This is a genomic window from Nocardia tengchongensis (assembly GCF_054781395.1).
Window position 1 is genome coordinate 759,520 of record NZ_BAAGUM010000006.1, and the last position, 18,528, is coordinate 778,047.

Consider the following 18,528-nt stretch of genomic DNA (forward strand, 5'->3'; position numbering starts at 1 on the left):
GAGGGCCGCACACGGTGTCCGACATCGAATTCACCGGCGTCAGCAAGACATACCCGGACGGCACCACCGCCGTCCACGACCTGAGCCTGCGCATCGAATCCGGGTCGTTCACCGTGTTCGTGGGGCCGTCGGGCTGCGGTAAAACCACCTCCATGCGGATGATCAACCGCATGATCAGCCCCACCGTCGGCACCATCACCGTTGGCGGACAGGACATTTCCCGCGTCGACCCGGTCGAACTGCGGCTCGGCATCGGATACGTGATCCAGAGCGCGGGCCTGCTGCCGCACCGCACCGTCATCGACAATGTGGCCACCGTGCCGGTCCTGCGCGGGCAATCCCGGCGCGCGGCCCGGCAGGCGGCGCTGGAGGTGATGGACCGCGTCGGACTGGATCGCGGCCTGGCACAACGCTATCCGGCGCAACTGTCGGGTGGGCAGCAGCAACGCGTGGGTGTGGCGCGGGCATTGGCCGCCGACCCGCCCATCCTGCTGATGGACGAACCGTTCAGCGCCGTCGACCCGGTGGTGCGCACCGAACTCCAGAACGAGATGCTGCGGTTGCAGGCCGAACTGCACAAGACCATCGTGTTCGTGACCCACGACATCGACGAGGCCATCAAACTCGGCGACCACATCGCGGTCTTCGGACCCGGCGGGCACCTCCAGCAGCACGATGTGCCGCGCACCGTACTCGCCCAGCCCGCAACCGATTTCGTCGCCGGATTCGTGGGCCGCGACCGCGGCTACCGGGAGCTGTCGTTCCGGCCCGCCGACACGGTCCCCCTGCACGACCTGTCGACCGTCTCCCCCGACCAGGTGGCGAGCATCCGCCTGGACAAGGGCGAATGGCGGCTGGTCATCGACTCCGCCAAGAAACCCATGGGCTGGATCGACACCACCGGCGTGGAAGGCGTGCGCGCCGGGCACTCGCTCACCGACTGCATGGCCGCGGGCGGCTCCCTCTTCCCGCCTGCCGGCGACCTGCGGCAAGCCCTCGACGCCACCATCTCCTCGCCCGCGGAAATCGGTGTCGCCGTCGATGATTCCGGTGGCGTACTGGGCGCGATCTACGCCCGCGACGTCCTCGAACAGCTGCACCGGCAGCGCACCGACGAGGACGCCGAACGCAATCGGGTCTTCTTCGAGGAGCCGAGGTGAGGTACCTCGTCGACAATTTCGGTGACATCGCCGGGTACGCGCGCACCCACCTGTGGCTGGCGCTGCTGCCGCTGGCGCTCGGGCTCGTGATCGCGATTCCGGCGGGCGCGCTGGCGCATCGAGCGCGTTGGCTGCGGCGGGTCACCACCACCGTCGCCGGTGTCGCGTACACGATTCCGTCGCTGGCCTTGTTCGTGATCCTGCCGCCGCTGCTCGGCATCGGCGTCATCGATCCACTGAATGTGGTTATCGCACTGACCATCTACTCGGTGGCGCTGCTCGTCACGGCGGTCCCGGCGGCCCTGGATTCGGTGCCGGACGCCACCCTCGACGCTGCCGACGCCATCGGCTATCCACGCTGGCGGCGGGTGCTCACCGTCGACTTCCCGCTCGCGCTGCCGGTGTTCCTCGCGAATCTGCGGGTGGTGGCGGTCACCAACATCTCGATGGTGACCGTGGGCGCGCTGATCGGGGTCGGCGGGCTCGGCAAACTGTTCACGCAGGGCTATCAGCGTGACTATCCGGACGAGATCATCGCGGGCATCATCGTTGTGCTGGCGCTGGCGTTGATCGTGGACCGCGTGCTGTACCTGCTGGGCCGGGTGGCCACACCGTGGCTGAAAGAGCGTGACTCGAAAGGGCGTGCGCGGTGAACCTTTTCCTGGACGCCTGGCACTTCCTCACCGACGGCGCGAACTGGTCCGGCCCGGCCGGGATCGGGCGGCGCATACTCGAGCACCTCTGGTACAGCCTGCTGGCCGTGGGTCTTTCGGCGGTGATCGCGGTGCCGATCGGCTTGCTGATCGGGCACACGCGGCGCGGGTCGGCGCTGATCGTCGGCTTCGCGAACTCCATGCGGGCGCTGCCGACACTGGGTGTGCTCACCTTCGTGGTGCTGTTGATGGGGTTGGGACTGACCCCTCCCCTGCTGGCGCTGCTGACCGTCGGCATTCCGCCGCTGCTGGCGGGCGCGTACGCGGGCATCGCGAACGTGGATCCGATCGTGGTCGACGCCTCCCGCGCCATGGGCATGAGCGAGCCGCGGGTGCTGCTGCGCGTCGAACTCCCCAACGCGCTGCCGGTGCTGCTCAGCGGCCTGCGCGCGGCCACCCTGCAGGTGGTGGCGACCGCCACCATCGCCGCCTACGTGAACCTCGGCGGTCTGGGCCGCTACATCTTCGACGGCATCAGCCTCTACCGCTACGACAAGGTTCTGGTCGGCGCGATCCTGGTAGCCGCGCTGGCGCTCATCCTGGACGGTCTACTGGCCTTCGTGGTGTGGCTGAGCGCGCCGGGAACCGGACGATTGGGCCAGCTCACGGGCCGGATCCGAAACAGGCGCATTGACCTTCCGGTGTGATCGGGGTCACGATGTCTCCTGGCACACCCATCCGAGACAGGAGGTTCGCAGTGAAGGCTCGCGACATCATGCACCGGAATGCGGAATGTATCCCCGCTGATGAGACGCTCGACCGCGCCGCCCAGATGATGCGCAACATGGATGTCGGCGCACTCCCCATCTGTGACAGCGACCAGCAGCTGATCGGCATGCTCACCGACCGCGACATCGTGGTCAACTGCATCGCCATGGGCCACGATCCGGGCCGCGTCCGGGCCGGCGACCTGGCTCAGGGCCGCGTCTGGTCGGTGGACGTCGACACCGATCTCGGCACCGTCCTCGACGTCATGGAGCAGAACCAGATCAAACGCATGCCGGTGCTCGACATGCGCAAGGGCAACCAGCTGGCCGGCATGATCTGCGAATCCGATCTGGCCAAGAACGTCAGCGACAAACAGCTGGCCGCGTTGATCAGCGCTGTCGCGGTACCGCACTAGCCCCCTGCCATCCCCAGGAAAGCGTCCCGGTTCGCAGCGGATTCACAGCCACTGACCGGAGAATTGCCGGGTGCAACCGGGACGCATTCTTGTCATCGAAGACGCCGAAGCCATCCGCGCGGCGGTCGGAGCCGGACTGACCGCGGCCGGGCACGACGTGCTCGCCCGCGGCGACGGCGCACTACTCGAACAGGACCTCAACACCTTCCGACCCGACGTGGTCGTGCTCGACGTCATGCTGCCCGGACGGGACGGATTCGCCCTCCTGGATTCGGTCCGCGCCCGATCCGCGGCGGGCGTCGTCATGGTCACCGCCCGCGACGGCGTGGAGGACCGGGTGCGCGGGCTGCGCGCCGGATCCGACGACTACCTGGTGAAGCCGTTCGACCTCACCGAACTGGTGGCGCGGGTCGACGCACTGCTGCGGCGCATGGGAAAACTGCAGCGCCGCACCGTGATCGGCGACCTCGAAGTCACCGTCGACACCGGCACCGCGCGTCGCGCCGGACAGGAACTCACCCTCACCGCGACCGAATTCAAACTGCTCGCGTATCTGGCCGCACAACGGGACCGGGTGGTCACCAAGACCCAGATCCTCACGGCCGTCTGGGGATACGAGGACTACGACCCCAACCTGGTCGAGGTGCATGTGAGCGCGCTGCGCCGCAAGCTCGAGGAACACGGGGAACGGGTGGTACACACGGTGCGCGGGCTCGGCTACACCTTGCGGGCGCCGCGGTGAAGACCGTCTCGCTGCGCGGACGCGTGACCCTCACGGCCGCACTGGTTTCCGGCATCGTGCTGGTGCTGGTGGCGGTGAGCGTGCACGCGCTGTTCGGGCTGGTGGTGACGCGCAGCGAGAACACGGTGCTCACCGACCGCGCCCAACTGGCCCGGCAACTCGCGCACGACGGGGTGACGCCGGAAGACCTGGTCACGCGGGTGGACACACGGTCGGTGCGGGTGCGGCTGGTGCTCGCGGACGGGCGCAGCTTCGGCAGCCTGGATCACCGGCTCGCCGAGGATCCCACCACCAAGACCCGCCTCATCCGGCTGGCCGGGTCCGGGGCGATCGACGACAGCCGGCTGACACTGCAGATCGACACCCCGCTGCTCGCACGAGTGCAATCCCGGCTCGGGTTCCTGCTGGCGCTGGCCACCACCGGCGCGATCGTCGCGATCTCGCTCGCCCTCTGGTTCAGTGTGCGCCGCGCGCTCGAACCGCTGGACGCCATGACCCGGCTCGCCCGCGACATCGCGCACGGGCATCTCGGCCGCCGCCTCGAACCGTCCCGCACCGACACCGAATTGGGTCGCACGGCAGCCGCATTCGACGAAATGCTGGACGCACTGGAAGGCGCGCTGCGGGATACCGCGGCCGCCGAATCCCGCGCTCGCGCCTCCGAACAGCAGATCCGCGCCTTCGTCGGCGACGCCGCTCACGAACTGCGCACCCCCATCACCGGGGTGCGTTCGCTGGCCGAAGCCGTCCTCCAGCAGCCCACCGACACCGATCCCGAGGACCGCCAGCGCATGCTGCTGCTCCTGGTCCGCGAGACCCGCCGCGCGGGGCGCCTCGTCGACGACCTACTCGATCTGGCGCGTATCGACGCCGGCCTCCAGCTGCGGCGCGAACCGGTGGACTTGCACGCACTCGCCGCCACCCAGCTCGACCGGATGCGAATGCTGCACCCGGACACCGAATTCCATCTCACGGGCGATCCGGTCACCGTCTCCGCCGACCCCGAACGTCTCACCCAGATCCTCACCAACCTGCTCGCCAACGCCTGCCAGGCCATGCGCGATCAGGGCTCGATCACCGTCGATATACGCTCCGGCGCAGCAGCATCCGAGCCGGTGGCGGTCACCGTCTCCGATACCGGTCCGGGTATCCCGGCCGAGGCCCGCGAGCGCGTCTTCGATCGCCTGGTCCGCCTCGACTCCGCGCGCGACCACCGGCCCGACGGTTCCGGTCTCGGCTTGGCCATCGCCCGTGGCCTGGCCCGTGCCCACGGCGGTGACCTGGTGTGTCTCGCACCTGAAGCCTGTGGCTCCGATGTCACCGGCGCGGTCTTTCGGCTGACTCTGCCGCTCGTCTGAAGATCACCTGAAGATGGGTCTCGGATTCAGGGAGCTTTCAGGTTCGGGGAGCAGATTCGACGGCGAACCCATCACACGAACTGGAGTGAGCATGAAACGCACCCTCGCCGCGGCGCTGGTCGGAGCCGCTGGAGCCGCGACCATCGCCTTCGCGATTCCCGGTACCGCGTCCGCCGATGCACCTACCTGCGGGCCCGCTGCCGCGGCTGCTGCGCGGGCCGACTCCGCGCCCAAGGTTGCTGCGTACCTGGCGGCGCATCCTGATGTTGCTGCTGAGCTTGCCAAGGTCAAGGGGCTTCCCAAGGATCAGCGGCGGGCGGAGATCAAGGCTTGGCGGCAGGCCAATCCGCAGGAGGCTCAGGATCTGAAGGCGGCTCGTCAGGCTGTCATCGACTATCACAAGGCTTGCGGGAAGCAGCACAAGTAGGTCGTGATCAGGTGGGGCCCGGTCTATATGGCCGGGCCCTGCGTGTTTTTGGTTCAAAGATAAAGAGAACAAAAGATAAAAGACGCCTGGAGAAGGGAGAGGGGCTGGCCCGGTTGGGAGGCTCACTCACCTTCCAGCCTCATTACGGCTCGGCCGTGGATCGGCCCGGTGTGGGGTACAAGCACTCTGAAGTTGTCGAGGTACACGCACCGTGAGGTGTGCTGGGAGGGAAGGGTTGGGGGTCGTCTCGAGTCCTCGAGCCTTGAGTCTTTGGTCTTTGGTCTTTGGTCTTTGTCTCGAGAAGGTGATCCGTGCAGTCCGTGGGCCGGGATCGGTGGGAGACGGCACCCAACTCGGCGTCAGCCCAGGTCCGGTAGGGCAGGCGAGGCGACCACACTCTATGTAGTTTTGCGCACGCCAGCAGGACACGAGCAGCACTGGATTCACGCAGCCCGTGAGCGCCACTTTCGACAACTCGAATCGATCGCAGCCGCAATCGACTGCCCGACATGATGGCGATCGTTGACTCGTGGAGTTCCGGTGGGGTCAACACTCTTCGGTGCAATCCACCCCGTTCGCCCGCGATGGGGTGAGTCCTTGCCCATGACAACGGTTTTCCACCCATCGGGCCCGTCATTGATGAGCGCGTGGCAGTGATCGCATGCCAAGGTCAGGTTGTTGATGTCGGTGGGTCCGCCCTTGGCCCAATCATTGACGTGGTGTGCGGCGCACATCGAGGCGGGTTGTTCACACCCCGGACGGGTACATCCCCTGTCTCGGGCGATGAGTGCGAGGCGTTGGGCCCGGTTCGCGGTGCGGCGGGACCGCTGCAGGTACAGCGGCATCCCGTCCCCGTCGAGCACGGCGATGATCGGGTGAGTGCCCTCGGCCATCTTCAGCGCCTCGTTGATGGAGATCTGGGTGCCGGTGTTGGTGGTCGCGACCCCGGTCCCGTTCTCCAGGTCGGACAGGCTCATGGTGAGCACGACCTCGACCGGCAGGCCCCGGTGCATGCCGAGTGCGCGCATGTTCACGCCCGGCTGCACGAGCGCCATCAGCGCGTCGTGGGTGCGCTGCGAGGCATCGCGACGGTCACGCCGCGCAGCGGCGTCGAGGACGCTGTCGGCGATGAACCCGCCACTGGCGGTGGGGCTTTCAGGGTCTTCGAGGTTGCACATGCCGGGCCGGGCGAGCTTGGCGAACACCGCATCCAGGCATGCCCGCAGTTCGGGAGTGATCCAGCCTTCGATCCGCGACATGCCATCCACACCAGGGCGGCACAGGGTGATGCCGCGGCGACGCCGACGGTCGGCATCGGAGACGACCTTCCCGTCCGGATCGAGCCGCGCCAGGATGTCCCGGCCGATCTTGGGCAGGTCATCCGGCCAGCCTTCACGCGAGTACGAGACGAGAATCTCCTCGGCCTCATCGCGGGCTTCGGTGGGAATGTCGGTGGGGAGGTGGTCCATCACATCCATGATGTTGCGGACGTGATCCCGCGAAATATCCCCGGCGGCAAAGGCTTCCGCCATCAACGGCAAGGTCGCCGGGCGCAGGTGCCCTGAGGGTTCGAAGAATTCCCCACAGTGGTGGGTGACCTTCACCCGCAACGCGGCGTCATACCGGGACAGTCCGAGGGTGTGCCGCAGGAACGGCACCATCTTCCCGGCCCCGGAACGCGCATGCAGCGACCGCTCACCAGCCTCGATGATCAGCCGCGTATCCAATGCGGCCAGTTGCCTTTTGCAGGCTTCCAGCTGCTGCATCAACGCCACGACATCTTCGTCGGAGAACTGGGCCATCGTCGCGTTCTGGACGGAGTTCGACAGGGTCGCCACTGCGGCCGCCAGTTCAGCGATACCGCAGTCGTCGAGTGTCACCCCATTCGAATCCATCTGCTAATTCTACGCCCGAACACCTACCCGTGGAACCCGAAATGTCCGTTCCTGCAACATAATTCGATCAATTCAAGATCATCAATGGAACTCGATGATCGTGCCGTTCTCGATGGACACCCGCGCCGCCTCGAAGAGCATGATCCAAACCTCGAGCTCCCGGAAGAACGAGTGCGGCCCTTCGTCATCATGATCCAGTCCCGCATAGATCCGTTCGATCTCTGCGTCCGAGAGCCCTCCGTCGACCAGCCGGACACCCAAATAGGGTGCGACGTAGACGAGTTCACGCAGCAACGCCGTGCTGGATCCGACGATCGCACCGTCGATAGCGAGATGCTCCGAGAATAGGACCTCATGGAAATCGACTGGCACGTAATACCCTTCGCAATCCGAGTGACAGATCAGGTGAGACGTGAAGGTACTCCCGACCGCTTCGATTGCCGGGTCGTCGGCAGCACTCTCGGCCTCCGCAACAGGCGTCAGAGGCTGATCCGGATACTCACAGGCCCGCGCGTACGCCCGTCGCAGATAGTGCAAGAAGGAATACGGAACCCCCGATATCCGGTCCCGGGTCACCGCAGCGCCTCGCACCGTCGGCTCCCGATGGAGCGGCAGCCCTTCCCTGGCCAGTAGTTCGTTGAGCGCCCGCAGCTGATCGTTCAAACCGTCGAGATACTCAGGGTCACTACCGCTCTCCGCAGCGAAGGCCAGCCCATCGGTTCCCACACACAATCCCATGCGCGTGAAGCTAGCCCGTCCCTATGACAGGTTTCGGGTGCCGGCGGTTGGGGCGGCAATGCTGGTTGCCCAGGGAATTCGGGGCACCCTCACTTGCATGAAAGATCTGCGCTTCACAACCGGGGGACGTTAGCGTCTGTCCGACCCCAGAGCTCGGGTCGATGGCAGGAGTTCGAGAATGCAGAAAACAAATCGCTTCGTCCGCCGAATCGCTTGTGGTGCACCGGTATTCGCGGCGATCACACTGCTCGCGGCGCCCTCTGCGTCGGCGATGGTTTCCTCGATCGCGTTCGAGCCCCGCGTGATGGATAACGTCCAGGTCGTCGCGGGCAAAACGTTCTGGTTCGCCGTGTACACCCTCGACTTCGGTAGCGGCAGTCCCACCGTGCAGGTGTACGACAACGGTCAGTGCATCGGGTCGACGATCCCAGGAGCCGGCCCGCAGGATCCGCTGCAGAATTACAGCTACATCAACTGGCAGCCCACCACCGCTGGTACCCACACGATCACGGCCAAGCAGGGCATGAGTTCGAAATCGATCACCATGACCGTGCAGAGCGCACCCCCCGGCAGCACCCCCGACCCGCAACCGTCCAACCCCGGCTGCGGCTCCGGCGGCGCGCCGTCCACGGGCAGCTTCGGTTCCTGACCGCCGCCGGACGCCGATGGCAGCGGTATTCACAGTGTGCCGCCATGCCGTGCCGACCGAATCGTCCGGCACGGCATGGCGGAAGGGCAACAGCCCGAAGGGATCTCAGGCGGCATGCAGGGCCGCGGCGACCTTGCGGGTCATCTCGGCGACTACAGGCTGACCGGTGCGGCTGGTCGCCGCGGCGGCCTCGATGGCGACCAGGACGGTGGTGCGGAGGTTGGCGGCCTCTGCGGGATCCTGCTGGTCGAGCACGGCGAACGCCACGGTGAGGGCGGGCAGCACCTGGTCGGCGAGATCGGCGACGGTCTTGCCGGACAGGTGGATGTCGCGGGACTTCGCGTTCAGTAGGTGGCCGACCTGTCCGGTCGCCGAACCCAGCGCGATGGAACCCGCGGTGGCGGCCTTGTGGGGCTTGTCGGAGGCGGCGGCGACGAGGGAGACCGCACCCCAGGCGGCGGAGCGGATGGTGGCCTTGTCCTGGTCGGTCAGGGCGAGGGCGGCGGTGGCGGTGGTGGCGGACATGGTGTGCTCCTTCGAAAGCTGTTGTGGCAGTGGCCCGGATCCGGTGTGTGTTCCGGGCTGTTTTGTTCGATGGGAGTACTTTGTCCGGGCCCGCTGACAGCAGACTGACGGCAAGCTGACACAGCCACTGATACGAGGGCGGCCCGCTACCGCACGGTGTCCGGACGGTCGGGGCGAACCAATCCGTGCTGGTGGGCGTACACGACGGCGTGGATGCGGTCTCGGACACCGAGTTTGGCGAGGACCCGGGAGACATGGGTTTTCACGGTTTCCTCGCCCACACCGAGAGCGGCGGCGATCTCGCCGTTGCTGCGGGCGTCGGCCAGGAGCAGCAGGACTTCGCGTTCGCGGGCGGTCAGTTGACCCAGCTCGGGCGGTTCGATCGGCGGGGCGATGCCGAGGGCGAAACGGGGGGCGAGGCGCCTGGTCATGGAGGGGTCGATGACGGCGTCGCCGCGGACCGCGACGCGGATGGCGGCCACGAGTTCCTCCGGGGGCAGGCTTTTCAGGAGGAAGCCGCTCGCGCCCGCGGACAAGGCGCGGTGCAGGTTGGCCTCGCTGTCGTAGGTGGTCAGGACCAGCACCCGGGTGCCGCCCGCGGCCACGATCGCCTCGGTCGCGGCGAGACCGTCCAGCTTGGGCATGCGGACATCGAGGATCGCCACGTCGGGGTGGGTGCGGGCGGCGGCCTCGATGGCGGCGCGGCCGTCACCCACCTCGGCCACGCACTCCAGGTCCGGATGGGCATCGACCACGGCGCGCAGGCCGGAGCGGAAGACGGTGTGGTCGTCGGCGATCAGGACGGTGATGGTCATGCGGCTCCGATCGGGACGGAAACCCGGATGGCCCAGTGGGTTCCGGAGGGGTTGGGGCCGTAATCGAGGGTGCCGTCGAACAGTTCGATTCGGCGGCGGATACCGTCCAGACCACGGTGCACGTCACCGGTCGGCGGGTGCACGGCGATGGGATTGGCCTCGTGAACCTCGACCAGGCCGGGGCGGTAGGTGATTTCGAGGTCGGCGGGGTCACCGCCGTGGCGCAGCGCGTTGGTCAGCAGCTCCTGCACGACCCGGTAGAGCATCACGTCGAGGGATTCCGGAAGCACCGGCGCTTCGCCCGTAACCTGCACGCGCACAGTCAATCCGGCGTCCCGCACCCGCTGCACCAGGTCGTCGATGTCGGCCAGGCCGGGCTGTCGCTGCCCGTCGTCGTCGCGGCCGTGCAACAGGTCGAGTTGCCGCCGCAGATCCACCATCGCCGCACGGCTACTGGATTCGACGGCGTGCACCGAGCGGGCGGCCGCCTCGGGATCGGTGCGGGACAACGCCATTCGCGCCACACCGGCGTGAATGCCGATGGCGCTGACATGATGGGAGATGACATCGTGGAGGTCGCGCGCGATGGCCTCGCGTTCGTCGGCCAGCGCCCGGTCGAGGGCCGCGCGCTGCTCCTGGCGGCGCAATCGTTCCCGCTGCTCCAGCTCCGCGATATACGCGCCGCGCGCCGCCGTGTACCGCCCCACCAGCCACGGCACCACGCCCGCGCCCAGCGCGGCGATCGCCAAGCGCACGGGATTGTTGTTGACGCCCGCCATCGCGGCCATCACGTTCACCGTCAACGCGCCGCCCGCCAGCAACGCCACCGTCAGCACCGAGACGACCCCGGACAGCCACGCGCCCGCCTGATACCCGGCCACCAGGAAACCGACGTCGAAAACCCGTGCGGTGATCCCGTAATGGTGCGCGAACAACGCCACCGACACCTTCACCACCACCTGCGCCACCGCGACCGCCGCCGCCGTCGCGGCGGGGGCGGCGAGCGCCAGATCGGCGGCGACCGTGGCCACGGTCAGGATGGTGGCGGCCACGGGCGCGAGACCGAAGGCCCCGCACATCACCATCTGCGTGCCGTCCAGCACCGCTGCCACGGCGGCCACCAACAGCGACTGCCGGGCCAGTGACCTGGTCACATCCATGGCCGCACGGTACCTCGCGGACCACCCCTCCCCCGTGTGGGGGACAGAGAATCCCCCGTGGGCGCGACGATCCGCGGCCCGTATCGAACTACCGTCGAACACATGCTCGCAGCCCCACCGTTCCGCCGAGGAGCCCGCCCGTGAACGCCGACCTGTTCGTCTACGCCCTGCCCGCGTTCGCGGCGCTCATGCTGATCGAATGGATCGCCGACCGCCGCGACCCGGACCGTCCCGCCAACGGCGTCAACGGCCGCGACACCGCCTCCAACATCGCGACCTTCACCATCGGCCGCATCGCCAAACCCCTACTGGCGCAGGTGATCCCCTTCTCCGGCGTGGTGCTCGCGGCGCACTTCACCCCGCTGCACCTGTCGCCGAAGAGCTGGTGGGTGTGGGTGCTGGGGCTGATCGTCACCGATTTCTGCTACTACTGGGCGCACCGCGCCGACCATCGGGTGCGACTGCTCTGGACCGCGCACAACGTGCACCACTCCAGCCGCTTCTTCAATTTCTCCACCGCCATCCGCCTGTCCTGGGCGCATCCGGTGGCCAATATCCTGCGCGGCTTCTGGTGGGTGCCTGCCGCGCTGCTCGGTTTCCCCGCCTGGATGGTGTTCGCCTTGCAATCGCTGGGCCTGCTCTACCAGTTCCCCATCCACACCCAGCGGGTGAAAACCCTGTGGCGGCCCATCGAATTCGTGTTCAACACGCCCGCCCACCATCGCGTGCATCACGGCTCGAATCAGCCGTATCTGGACACCAATTACGGTGGCGTGCTGATCATCTGGGATCGCCTGTTCAACAGCTTCGCCGCCGAGACCGAACCGATTCGCTACGGATTGACCAAGGACCTCGACAGCGACAATCCCATCAAGGTCAATTACGCCGAATTGATGAATCTGGTCAGCGATGTCCGCGGCGCGCAGACCTGGCGCGGCCGCCTCGGCTACATCTTCGGCCCGCCCGGCTGGAGCGAGCACCAGGTCGAGGCCGAGCGCGAGAAGACCCCCGCCGCAGCCTGATTCGACAGCAAACGGCCCCCTCGCAGGATCCTGCGAGGGGGCCGTTTGCCGGAAAGAGTTACGCCACGCCCTCGGCGCGGGCGGCGTTGCCCACGGCCTCGGCGACGGCCGGGGCCACGCGCGGGTCCAGCGGGCTGGGGATGATCTTGTCCGCGGACAGCTCACCGGCCACCACATTGAAGATCGCATCCGCCGCGGCCACCTTCATGCCCTCGGTGATGCGGCGGGCGCCGGCATCCAGCGCGCCCTTGAACACGCCCGGGAAGGCCAGCACGTTGTTGAGCTGGTTCGGGAAGTCGCTGCGACCGGTGGCCACGATGGCGGCGTACTTGGCCGCCACCTCGGGGTGGATCTCCGGGTTCGGGTTCGACATGGCGAACACGATGGACTCCGGCGCCATGGAAGCGATGAGCTCCTCGGCGATGGTGCCCGCCGACAGACCCAGGAACACGTCCGCGCCCGCGAGCGCCTCGGCCGGTCCGCCGGTGATGCCGCGCGGGTTGGTGCGCTGCGCCAGTTCGGCCTTCACGTCGTTGAGGTCGTCGCGGTCCTTGCTCACGATGCCCTTGGAGTCGAGCACGATGATGTCGGAGACGCCCGCGGCCAGCAGGATGTCGGTGCACGCGACACCGGCGGCGCCGGCGCCCGAGACCACGACCTTCATGCCGGACATGTCACGGCCCTGCACCGCGGCCGCGCCCTTGAGACCGGCCAGCACCACGATCGCGGTGCCGTGCTGGTCGTCGTGCATGACCGGGCAGTCCAGCGCCTCGATGACGCGCTTCTCGATCTCGAAGCAGCGGGGGGCGGAGATGTCCTCCAGGTTGACCGCGCCGAAGCTGGGGCGCAGGCGGATCAGGGTCTCGACGATCTCGTCGGGGTCCTTGGTGTCCAGCACGAGCGGGATCGAGTCCAGCCCGGCGAACTTCTTGAACAGCGCCGCCTTGCCTTCCATCACCGGCAGCGACGCGCGCGGGCCGATGTCGCCCAGGCCCAGCACGGCGGTGCCGTCGGAGACGACCACGACCAGGCGCTCGGCCCAGGTGTAGGTCTTGGCGAGGGACTCGTCCTCGGCGATGCCGAGGCAGACCTTCGCGACGCCCGGGGTGTAGGCGATGGACAGGTCCCGCTGGGTCTCCAGCGGTGCGGTGAGTTCGACCGAAAGCTTGCCGCCAAGATGCCCGGCGAAAATTTCTTCCGTGGTGATGTCGGACAGGTTCGCGCCATTGGACGCGGGGGCCTCGGTGGCATTCACTGCTTCAGTCACGGGTGACACGCTTTCACTCCTGATCGGTTCGGACTCAACCGTTTGACGGTTACCGTTCGGTAATAGCTGTTTTTATGGTTTCGGTGCTCATATATATCTTTTCGCCGCGACGGAATGGTCGGCGGCAGCACAGATCGTCGAGCGAGAACCGGAGGGGTGTGTCCGGACGAGACAGTCGGGGTGATCCCGTATGAACCCGCGAGTCGGAGTTCGTGATCACCGAGTGTCCCGGGCCGGGCGGTGGCTGCGGCCGGGATCGGCCCATTCTGCCAGTCGTCGCGACGGGGTGCAAAATCGACCCCGGGTCCGTCACGTCGCCTCACCATCGTTGAAGAGTAAGTCAGCCGCGTCACACGCAGGTGAACGGAAACTCGCTGGTGGGAACCCGAACTCGGAGAACTGTCACATCCCGGTCGCGGGGACGCCTGTGAGGTTGTCACGGGGGCTGGTCAACCGCCCAGTAACCTACCGGCCGGTTCAGGCCGGCGCGGCCTCCGCGACCACGGGTTGTGGTCGCACCCAGACGGATTCGAGCCCGCCCGACAGCAACCGTACCCGCCAGTCACTTCCCGCTCCCGGGTGGTCCGTGCGGCGATGCATACCGCGCGTCTCGGTGCGGGCGAGCGCCGAATATTTCGTCCAGCGCGCCACCGCGAGCAGCGCCGCGGCCTGCCGGGCACGCAGCCGATCCGGACCTTTTCCGCCGAGCGCCAACTCGACACCGGGCCACAGACCGTCCAGTTCGCCGATGCTGTCGCGCAGGCTGCCATCACTGCGCCAATAGCTGCGCCGCAGCGGCACGGTGTGCTCCTGCACCAGCCCGACCACCGCCCGCGGATCCAGCCGGGCCTTGTCACCCAGGCCCACGCCCGGCACCGGGCGGGCCTTGCCCAGCTTGCGGCGCGCCGCGGCGAAACCGGCCGCCCCCGCGCCCGCCCACACCCCGGACGAGATGGACCACGCACCGTTCTGACCACCGAAACCGCTGACCGCACCGGTGATCGGCTCCCGCGTGGTGACATCCCCCGCGCCGTACAGACCCGGCACGGTGGTGGCGCAATCCGGCCCGGTCAAACGCAACCCGCCGGTGCCGCGCACGGTGCCCTCCAGCACCGCGCACAACGGCACCTGCCCGGTCGAGCTCGGGCCCAGGCGCAGCAGTTCCGCGCGCACCGACTCGGGGAGTTCGTCGAGCGCGGCGTAGACCCGGCGACCGTCGGCGATGGCCGCGAAAGCCTCTGCCCGCGAACCACATCCCCGGCCCCACAGCACCGCCCGCGACTCGTCGTAGAGGGTGGCGAAATGCATGACCTGATCGGAGCCGAACACCGCCGCGACCGGGCGGCCCCCGGGCACCGGCGAATCGGCCACCGGGGCCAGAGAATACGCGTTGGAGAACTCCATGCCGGACAGTTCGGCCCCGGCCTCCGCGCCCATGAGCAGGCCGTCCCCGGTATCCACATCGGTACCCGCGCCGCCGGAGAGGAACGCGCAGCCACCGGTGGCCAGCACCACCGCGCGGGCCCGCACCGTCCAGTTGCGGGACCCGCCGCGCAGCGACACGCCCGCCGCGCCCGACACCACCCCGTCGCCGTCGGTGATCAGCTGCAGGGCCGGATGGTGATCGAGGATCCGCACCCCGGCGATCACCATGCTGCGCCGCAGCCGGCCGAGATACTTCGCCCCGTCGAGATAGACCCGCGACGGGCGATGAGCGTGTTCACCCTGGTAGCGGAGGCCGCCCTGGACGAGCTGGCCGACCCGCCGGTGGGTCTCCTCCAGCACCCGGTACATCCAGTCCACCTCGCCGAGGCCGCCGCCGTGCGCGAAGTTCTGCCGCACCGCCTCGTCCCGGGCCCGGCCCGGCGGGATGTTCCAGAGCGTGACCCCGCCCCGCGCGGTCGGTCCGCTGGCGCCGCAGCGGGCCTTGTCGACCACCAGGACCCGCGCGCCCGCGGCGGCCGCGGCCAAGGCGGCCCAGGCGCCCGCCGGGCCACCTCCCAGCACCAGCACATCGGCGTCGAATTCGGTCATATAGACAAATATTCGACGACAGTTCAACTACTCGCAACCGTTATGCGTATTTCAATTCCACCACTGCGCCCAGAGCAGATATCCGGCTATCCCGAAAACAACCAAACATCCGAAAAATGCGGCAAAACCTTGACGTCTATCCGAATAAACTTGGGCGGCAACGACCGCCAGTGCCGCGGCCACATGCCACGTCACCGACTCCCCTCCGGGGCCCGGAAAACCGCGCCGAGCACCGATGCAGGCAGCGCCGGCCACTGTGACGGCGAGCACCACCGTGCCGCCGGCGACGATTCCGCTCAGACCCCGGAACACCTTCACGCGGTGATCACCGGGACCCCACTGGCTTTGCCCACAATTTCCTCGAATTGTGTTGGGTCGGTGGTGAATTCACCGAGCCGAATGGTCTTGTTGGCGCCGTGGTAGTCGGACGAGCCGGTGGTCAGCAGACCCAGCTCCGCGGCCAGCCTGCGCAGCACCTCGCGGTCGGCCTCGCTGTGATCGATGTGATCGATCTCCACCCCCGCCAGCCCGACCTCGGTCAGCTCACGAATGTGATCGAGCGCCAGCAGCCGCCCCCGCTTGCGGGCGCGCGGGTGCGCCACCACCGACACCCCGCCCGCCGACGCCACCATCTCGACCGCCCGCCGCAACGGCGTGTCCGCCTTCTCGACGTAGTAGCGGCCGTGCGGCGCCAGCAGATCCTGGAAGGCGGCGTCCACGCTCGGCACCACCCCCGCCTGCACCAGCGCCCGCGCCAGATGCGGGCGGCCCGCCGACGGACCCACCGAGGCCATCACCGCCTCCGGATCGATCGGCAGGCCGTCGGCCGCCATCTGCTCGGCCATCGCCCGCAGCCGCACCACCCGTTCGGCGCGCAACCGCTCCCGCTCCTGCGCGAAGGACTCGTCACTCGGATCGAACAGGTAGGCCAGCAGGTGCACCGGCACCGGATAACCGTCCTCGCCGAGCCCGACACACGACATCTCCATGCCCCGGACCAGCGTCAATCCCGGCGGCAAGGCGTCGACGGCCTCGGCCCAGCCGGAGGTGGTGTCATGGTCGGTGAGGGCCACCACGTCGAGACCGGCAGCGGCGGCCTTCGCGATCAGTTCGGCCGGGGTGTCCGTGCCGTCGGACGCGTTGGAATGGGTGTGGAGATCGATGCGCACCCCACCTATCTTGCCTGCGGCGCAAACGATCACCCATGGCCGGGACGATTAGCATCGGTGATGTGTCCTCGATCCCGCCGCTGTCCTCGTTCCACTGGCCGGGGCGGTCCGGTGAGCGACCGGTCGCCACGCCCGCGAAACACGGCCGGATCGTCGACTGCGCCGTCTACGTGGACGGCCGCCGGCTGTGGGACGAGTGCACCTACAAGAACGCCCTCGCCGAAGTGCGCGAGCGCGGCGAGGGCTTCGTCTGGCTGGGCCTGCTCGAACCCGGCAAGGAGCTGATGACCGACGTCGCCGCGACCTTCGGCCTGCACTCCCTGGCCGTCGAGGACACGGTGAAAGCCCGCCAGCGCCCGAAACTCGAACGCTACGACGACATCCTGTTCCTCGTCCTGCGCACCGTCCAGTACCTGGAACACGAGCTCAACAGCGTCGCCGAGATCGTCGACACCGGCGAGATCATGGTCTTCACCGGACCCGACTTCGTCATCACCGTGCGCCACGGCGAACACGGCGAACTGGGCGGACTGCGAAAAGCCTTGGAAGCCGACCCCGCTCAGCTGGCGCTCGGACCCGGCGCGGTCCTGCACGCGGTGGCCGACCAGGTCGTCGACACCTATGTCGCGGTCACCGCCGACATCGAGGAAGACGTCGACGCCATGGAGGAAGAGGTCTTCACCCCCGCCAACAAGCTCCAGATCGAGGCGATCTATCAGCTCAAACGCGAAGTGGTGGAACTACGCCGGGCCGTGAAGCCCCTGCAACTACCGCTGCAGGTGCTCACCCACGACACCACGCTGCCGCTGCCCAAGGAGATCCGGCGCTACCTGCGCGACGTCGCCGACCACCACACCGCGGTCACCGACCAGATCCTCGACTTCAACGAATCGCTCAGCGCCCTCATCAATGCCGCGCTGGCCAAGGTGAGCGTCCAGCAGAACATGGACATGCGCAAGATCTCCGCGTGGGCCGCCATGGCCGCGGTGCCGACGGCGATCGCCGGTATCTACGGCATGAATTTCGATTTCATTCCGGAGCTCCGATGGCACTACGGGTACCCGATCGTGATCGGGGTCATGGTGCTGTTGTGCGCGGGCCTCTACGCGAATTTCCGGCGCAACAAATGGCTTTGAGCAACCGAGCGGCAAGCTAGAGGCTCGCCGCCGGGCGGGCCGGGTCACGCACGTCGATCCCCGCCTCCTGCCAGGCGTCCCGCAGGGCCGCCGCGCCGCGGATCCGCACCCACGCCGCCTCGGTCGCCGTGATCGGCGCGACCGTCAGGAAGCGCACCGGGTCGGCGGGATCGGGCAGCACCACCTCCGGGATCTCGCTGTCACCGAGCAGCACCGCCGTGAACGGCGCGTTGGCCCAGATCGGCTCGCCCAGATCCAGCAGCGCGTCCGCCTGCAGCACAACGCCTTCGACCGCGGGCGCGGCCACCAGCACGCCGAGGGTCCGAGTCAGCCCCGAACCCGCGCCCGCACCGCCGCGCAGGGTCAGCACCAGCTCCGCGCGCGGCCCGCGCACCGGATCGGCCAGCGCCGCCGCCGGATCCGTCATCGGATGCCGGGAGCCGCCCAGCGTCGAATAGTGCACGAACTCGCCGTCCGGGATACGCAGGATGTCGATGGGCTCCAGACCCAGGAACGTCACCGACGCCGCGTCCGCGGACTCCACCCCGAAGTGTCCGAGCACCGCGGCCCGGACCTGGTCCAATACCTCCATCGA

General features: G+C 67.9%; 20 protein-coding genes. 10 read left to right on the forward strand and 10 right to left on the reverse strand.

Translation table 11 applies throughout. From position 1 onward, the window contains the following. The first annotated feature begins 14 nt into the window (after positions 1-14). The 7 genes from ACYVKL_RS14520 (at position 15) to ACYVKL_RS14550 (ending at position 5,523) form a co-directional block, all read left to right on the forward strand. Positions 15-1,160: an ABC transporter ATP-binding protein gene (locus ACYVKL_RS14520; protein WP_379163355.1), complete on the forward strand. Its 1,146-nt coding sequence runs from the start codon at positions 15-17 to the stop codon at positions 1,158-1,160. Then, on the forward strand, positions 1,157-1,813 hold the full coding sequence (locus tag ACYVKL_RS14525) for an ABC transporter permease (RefSeq protein ID WP_379163359.1): 657 nt from the start codon (positions 1,157-1,159) through the stop codon (positions 1,811-1,813). The genes ACYVKL_RS14520 and ACYVKL_RS14525 overlap by 4 nt, the downstream gene beginning before the upstream one ends. Then, the gene (locus tag ACYVKL_RS14530; protein WP_379163362.1) at positions 1,810-2,520 is read left to right on the forward strand and encodes an ABC transporter permease; all 711 of its coding nucleotides are present in this window, start codon (positions 1,810-1,812) and stop codon (positions 2,518-2,520) included. The genes ACYVKL_RS14525 and ACYVKL_RS14530 overlap by 4 nt, the downstream gene beginning before the upstream one ends. Positions 2,521-2,570: 50 nt before the next feature. Further along, the gene (locus ACYVKL_RS14535) at positions 2,571-2,996 is read left to right on the forward strand and encodes a CBS domain-containing protein (RefSeq protein ID WP_379163365.1); all 426 of its coding nucleotides are present in this window, start codon (positions 2,571-2,573) and stop codon (positions 2,994-2,996) included. A gap of 70 nt (positions 2,997-3,066) precedes the next feature. Beyond that, positions 3,067-3,738 (forward strand): response regulator transcription factor, encoded by a 672-nt coding sequence (locus ACYVKL_RS14540; RefSeq protein ID WP_357191398.1) that lies wholly within the window; start codon positions 3,067-3,069, stop codon positions 3,736-3,738. Then, positions 3,735-5,096, forward strand: coding sequence for a sensor histidine kinase (locus ACYVKL_RS14545; protein WP_379163368.1), 1,362 nt, complete (start codon positions 3,735-3,737; stop codon positions 5,094-5,096). The genes ACYVKL_RS14540 and ACYVKL_RS14545 overlap by 4 nt, the downstream gene beginning before the upstream one ends. Positions 5,097-5,187: 91 nt before the next feature. After that, on the forward strand, positions 5,188-5,523 hold the full coding sequence (locus tag ACYVKL_RS14550) for a hemophore-related protein (RefSeq protein WP_379163371.1): 336 nt from the start codon (positions 5,188-5,190) through the stop codon (positions 5,521-5,523). A gap of 443 nt (positions 5,524-5,966) precedes the next feature. On the opposite strand, the gene ACYVKL_RS14555 is transcribed toward ACYVKL_RS14550, so the two are convergent. Then, complete coding sequence (locus ACYVKL_RS14555; RefSeq protein WP_379163374.1) at positions 5,967-7,418, reverse strand: HNH endonuclease signature motif containing protein; 1,452 nt, start codon at positions 7,416-7,418, stop codon at positions 5,967-5,969. An 81-nt stretch (positions 7,419-7,499) separates the two neighbouring features. Beyond that, positions 7,500-8,144, reverse strand: coding sequence for a hypothetical protein (locus ACYVKL_RS14560; protein WP_379163377.1), 645 nt, complete (start codon positions 8,142-8,144; stop codon positions 7,500-7,502). Positions 8,145-8,460: 316 nt separating this feature from the next. On the opposite strand from ACYVKL_RS14560, the gene ACYVKL_RS14565 reads away from it, so the two are divergent. Further along, positions 8,461-8,805, forward strand: a complete 345-nt coding sequence (locus ACYVKL_RS14565) for a hypothetical protein (protein WP_379163380.1) — start codon at positions 8,461-8,463, stop codon at positions 8,803-8,805. 105 nt (positions 8,806-8,910) lie between these two features. Here the strand turns inward: ACYVKL_RS14565 and ACYVKL_RS14570 are convergent, their stop codons facing one another. The 3 genes from ACYVKL_RS14570 to ACYVKL_RS14580 all read right to left on the reverse strand — a co-directional run bounded on the left by ACYVKL_RS14570 (position 8,911) and on the right by ACYVKL_RS14580 (position 11,305). After that, positions 8,911-9,330: a hypothetical protein gene (locus ACYVKL_RS14570; RefSeq protein ID WP_379163383.1), complete on the reverse strand. Its 420-nt coding sequence runs from the start codon at positions 9,328-9,330 to the stop codon at positions 8,911-8,913. A 146-nt stretch (positions 9,331-9,476) separates the two neighbouring features. After that, positions 9,477-10,145 (reverse strand): response regulator, encoded by a 669-nt coding sequence (locus ACYVKL_RS14575; protein ID WP_213559657.1) that lies wholly within the window; start codon positions 10,143-10,145, stop codon positions 9,477-9,479. Next, positions 10,142-11,305: a sensor histidine kinase gene (locus ACYVKL_RS14580; protein WP_379163386.1), complete on the reverse strand. Its 1,164-nt coding sequence runs from the start codon at positions 11,303-11,305 to the stop codon at positions 10,142-10,144. The genes ACYVKL_RS14575 and ACYVKL_RS14580 overlap by 4 nt, the downstream gene beginning before the upstream one ends. Positions 11,306-11,445: 140 nt before the next feature. Here ACYVKL_RS14580 and ACYVKL_RS14585 point away from each other — a divergent pair, with 140 nt between their 5' ends. Next, complete coding sequence (locus ACYVKL_RS14585; protein WP_379163389.1) at positions 11,446-12,327, forward strand: sterol desaturase family protein; 882 nt, start codon at positions 11,446-11,448, stop codon at positions 12,325-12,327. Between the two features lie 58 nt (positions 12,328-12,385). Here ACYVKL_RS14585 and ACYVKL_RS14590 read toward each other — a convergent pair whose 3' ends face one another. From ACYVKL_RS14590 to ACYVKL_RS14605, 4 genes are all read right to left on the reverse strand, one after another. Next, positions 12,386-13,603, reverse strand: coding sequence for an NAD(P)-dependent malic enzyme (locus tag ACYVKL_RS14590; protein WP_379163392.1), 1,218 nt, complete (start codon positions 13,601-13,603; stop codon positions 12,386-12,388). A gap of 468 nt (positions 13,604-14,071) precedes the next feature. Beyond that, positions 14,072-15,628: an FAD-binding protein gene (locus ACYVKL_RS14595; protein WP_379163395.1), complete on the reverse strand. Its 1,557-nt coding sequence runs from the start codon at positions 15,626-15,628 to the stop codon at positions 14,072-14,074. A gap of 51 nt (positions 15,629-15,679) precedes the next feature. Further along, entirely contained in the window at positions 15,680-15,946 is a 267-nt protein-coding gene (locus ACYVKL_RS14600; RefSeq protein ID WP_379163398.1) for a hypothetical protein, read from the reverse strand. Next, complete coding sequence (locus tag ACYVKL_RS14605; RefSeq protein WP_379163400.1) at positions 15,943-16,797, reverse strand: PHP domain-containing protein; 855 nt, start codon at positions 16,795-16,797, stop codon at positions 15,943-15,945. The genes ACYVKL_RS14600 and ACYVKL_RS14605 overlap by 4 nt, the downstream gene beginning before the upstream one ends. Before the next feature lie 35 nt (positions 16,798-16,832). On the opposite strand from ACYVKL_RS14605, the gene corA reads away from it, so the two are divergent. After that, positions 16,833-17,933 carry a magnesium/cobalt transporter CorA gene (corA, locus tag ACYVKL_RS14610; RefSeq protein ID WP_379163403.1) on the forward strand — a complete coding sequence of 367 codons (1,101 nt, stop codon included), beginning with the start codon at positions 16,833-16,835 and terminating at the stop codon, positions 17,931-17,933. A gap of 16 nt (positions 17,934-17,949) precedes the next feature. Here corA and ACYVKL_RS14615 read toward each other — a convergent pair whose 3' ends face one another. Further along, on the reverse strand, positions 17,950-18,525 hold the full coding sequence (locus tag ACYVKL_RS14615; protein WP_213559651.1) for a suppressor of fused domain protein: 576 nt from the start codon (positions 18,523-18,525) through the stop codon (positions 17,950-17,952). Positions 18,526-18,528: the final 3 nt, after the last annotated feature.

Coding starts and splice junctions, on each gene's coding strand:
- ACYVKL_RS14565 (WP_379163380.1), top strand. CDS start 8,461: ATGGATAACGTCCAGGTCGTCGCGGGCAAAACGTTCTGGTTCGCCGTG.
- ACYVKL_RS14550 (WP_379163371.1), top strand. CDS start 5,188: ATGAAACGCACCCTCGCCGCGGCGCTGGTCGGAGCCGCTGGAGCCGCG.
- ACYVKL_RS14555 (WP_379163374.1), bottom strand. CDS start 7,418: ATGGATTCGAATGGGGTGACACTCGACGACTGCGGTATCGCTGAACTG.
- ACYVKL_RS14595 (WP_379163395.1), bottom strand. CDS start 15,628: ATGACCGAATTCGACGCCGATGTGCTGGTGCTGGGAGGTGGCCCGGCG.
- ACYVKL_RS14575 (WP_213559657.1), bottom strand. CDS start 10,145: ATGACCATCACCGTCCTGATCGCCGACGACCACACCGTCTTCCGCTCC.
- ACYVKL_RS14580 (WP_379163386.1), bottom strand. CDS start 11,305: ATGGATGTGACCAGGTCACTGGCCCGGCAGTCGCTGTTGGTGGCCGCC.
- ACYVKL_RS14570 (WP_379163383.1), bottom strand. CDS start 9,330: ATGTCCGCCACCACCGCCACCGCCGCCCTCGCCCTGACCGACCAGGAC.
- corA (WP_379163403.1), top strand. CDS start 16,833: ATGGCCGGGACGATTAGCATCGGTGATGTGTCCTCGATCCCGCCGCTG.
- ACYVKL_RS14615 (WP_213559651.1), bottom strand. CDS start 18,525: ATGGAGGTATTGGACCAGGTCCGGGCCGCGGTGCTCGGACACTTCGGG.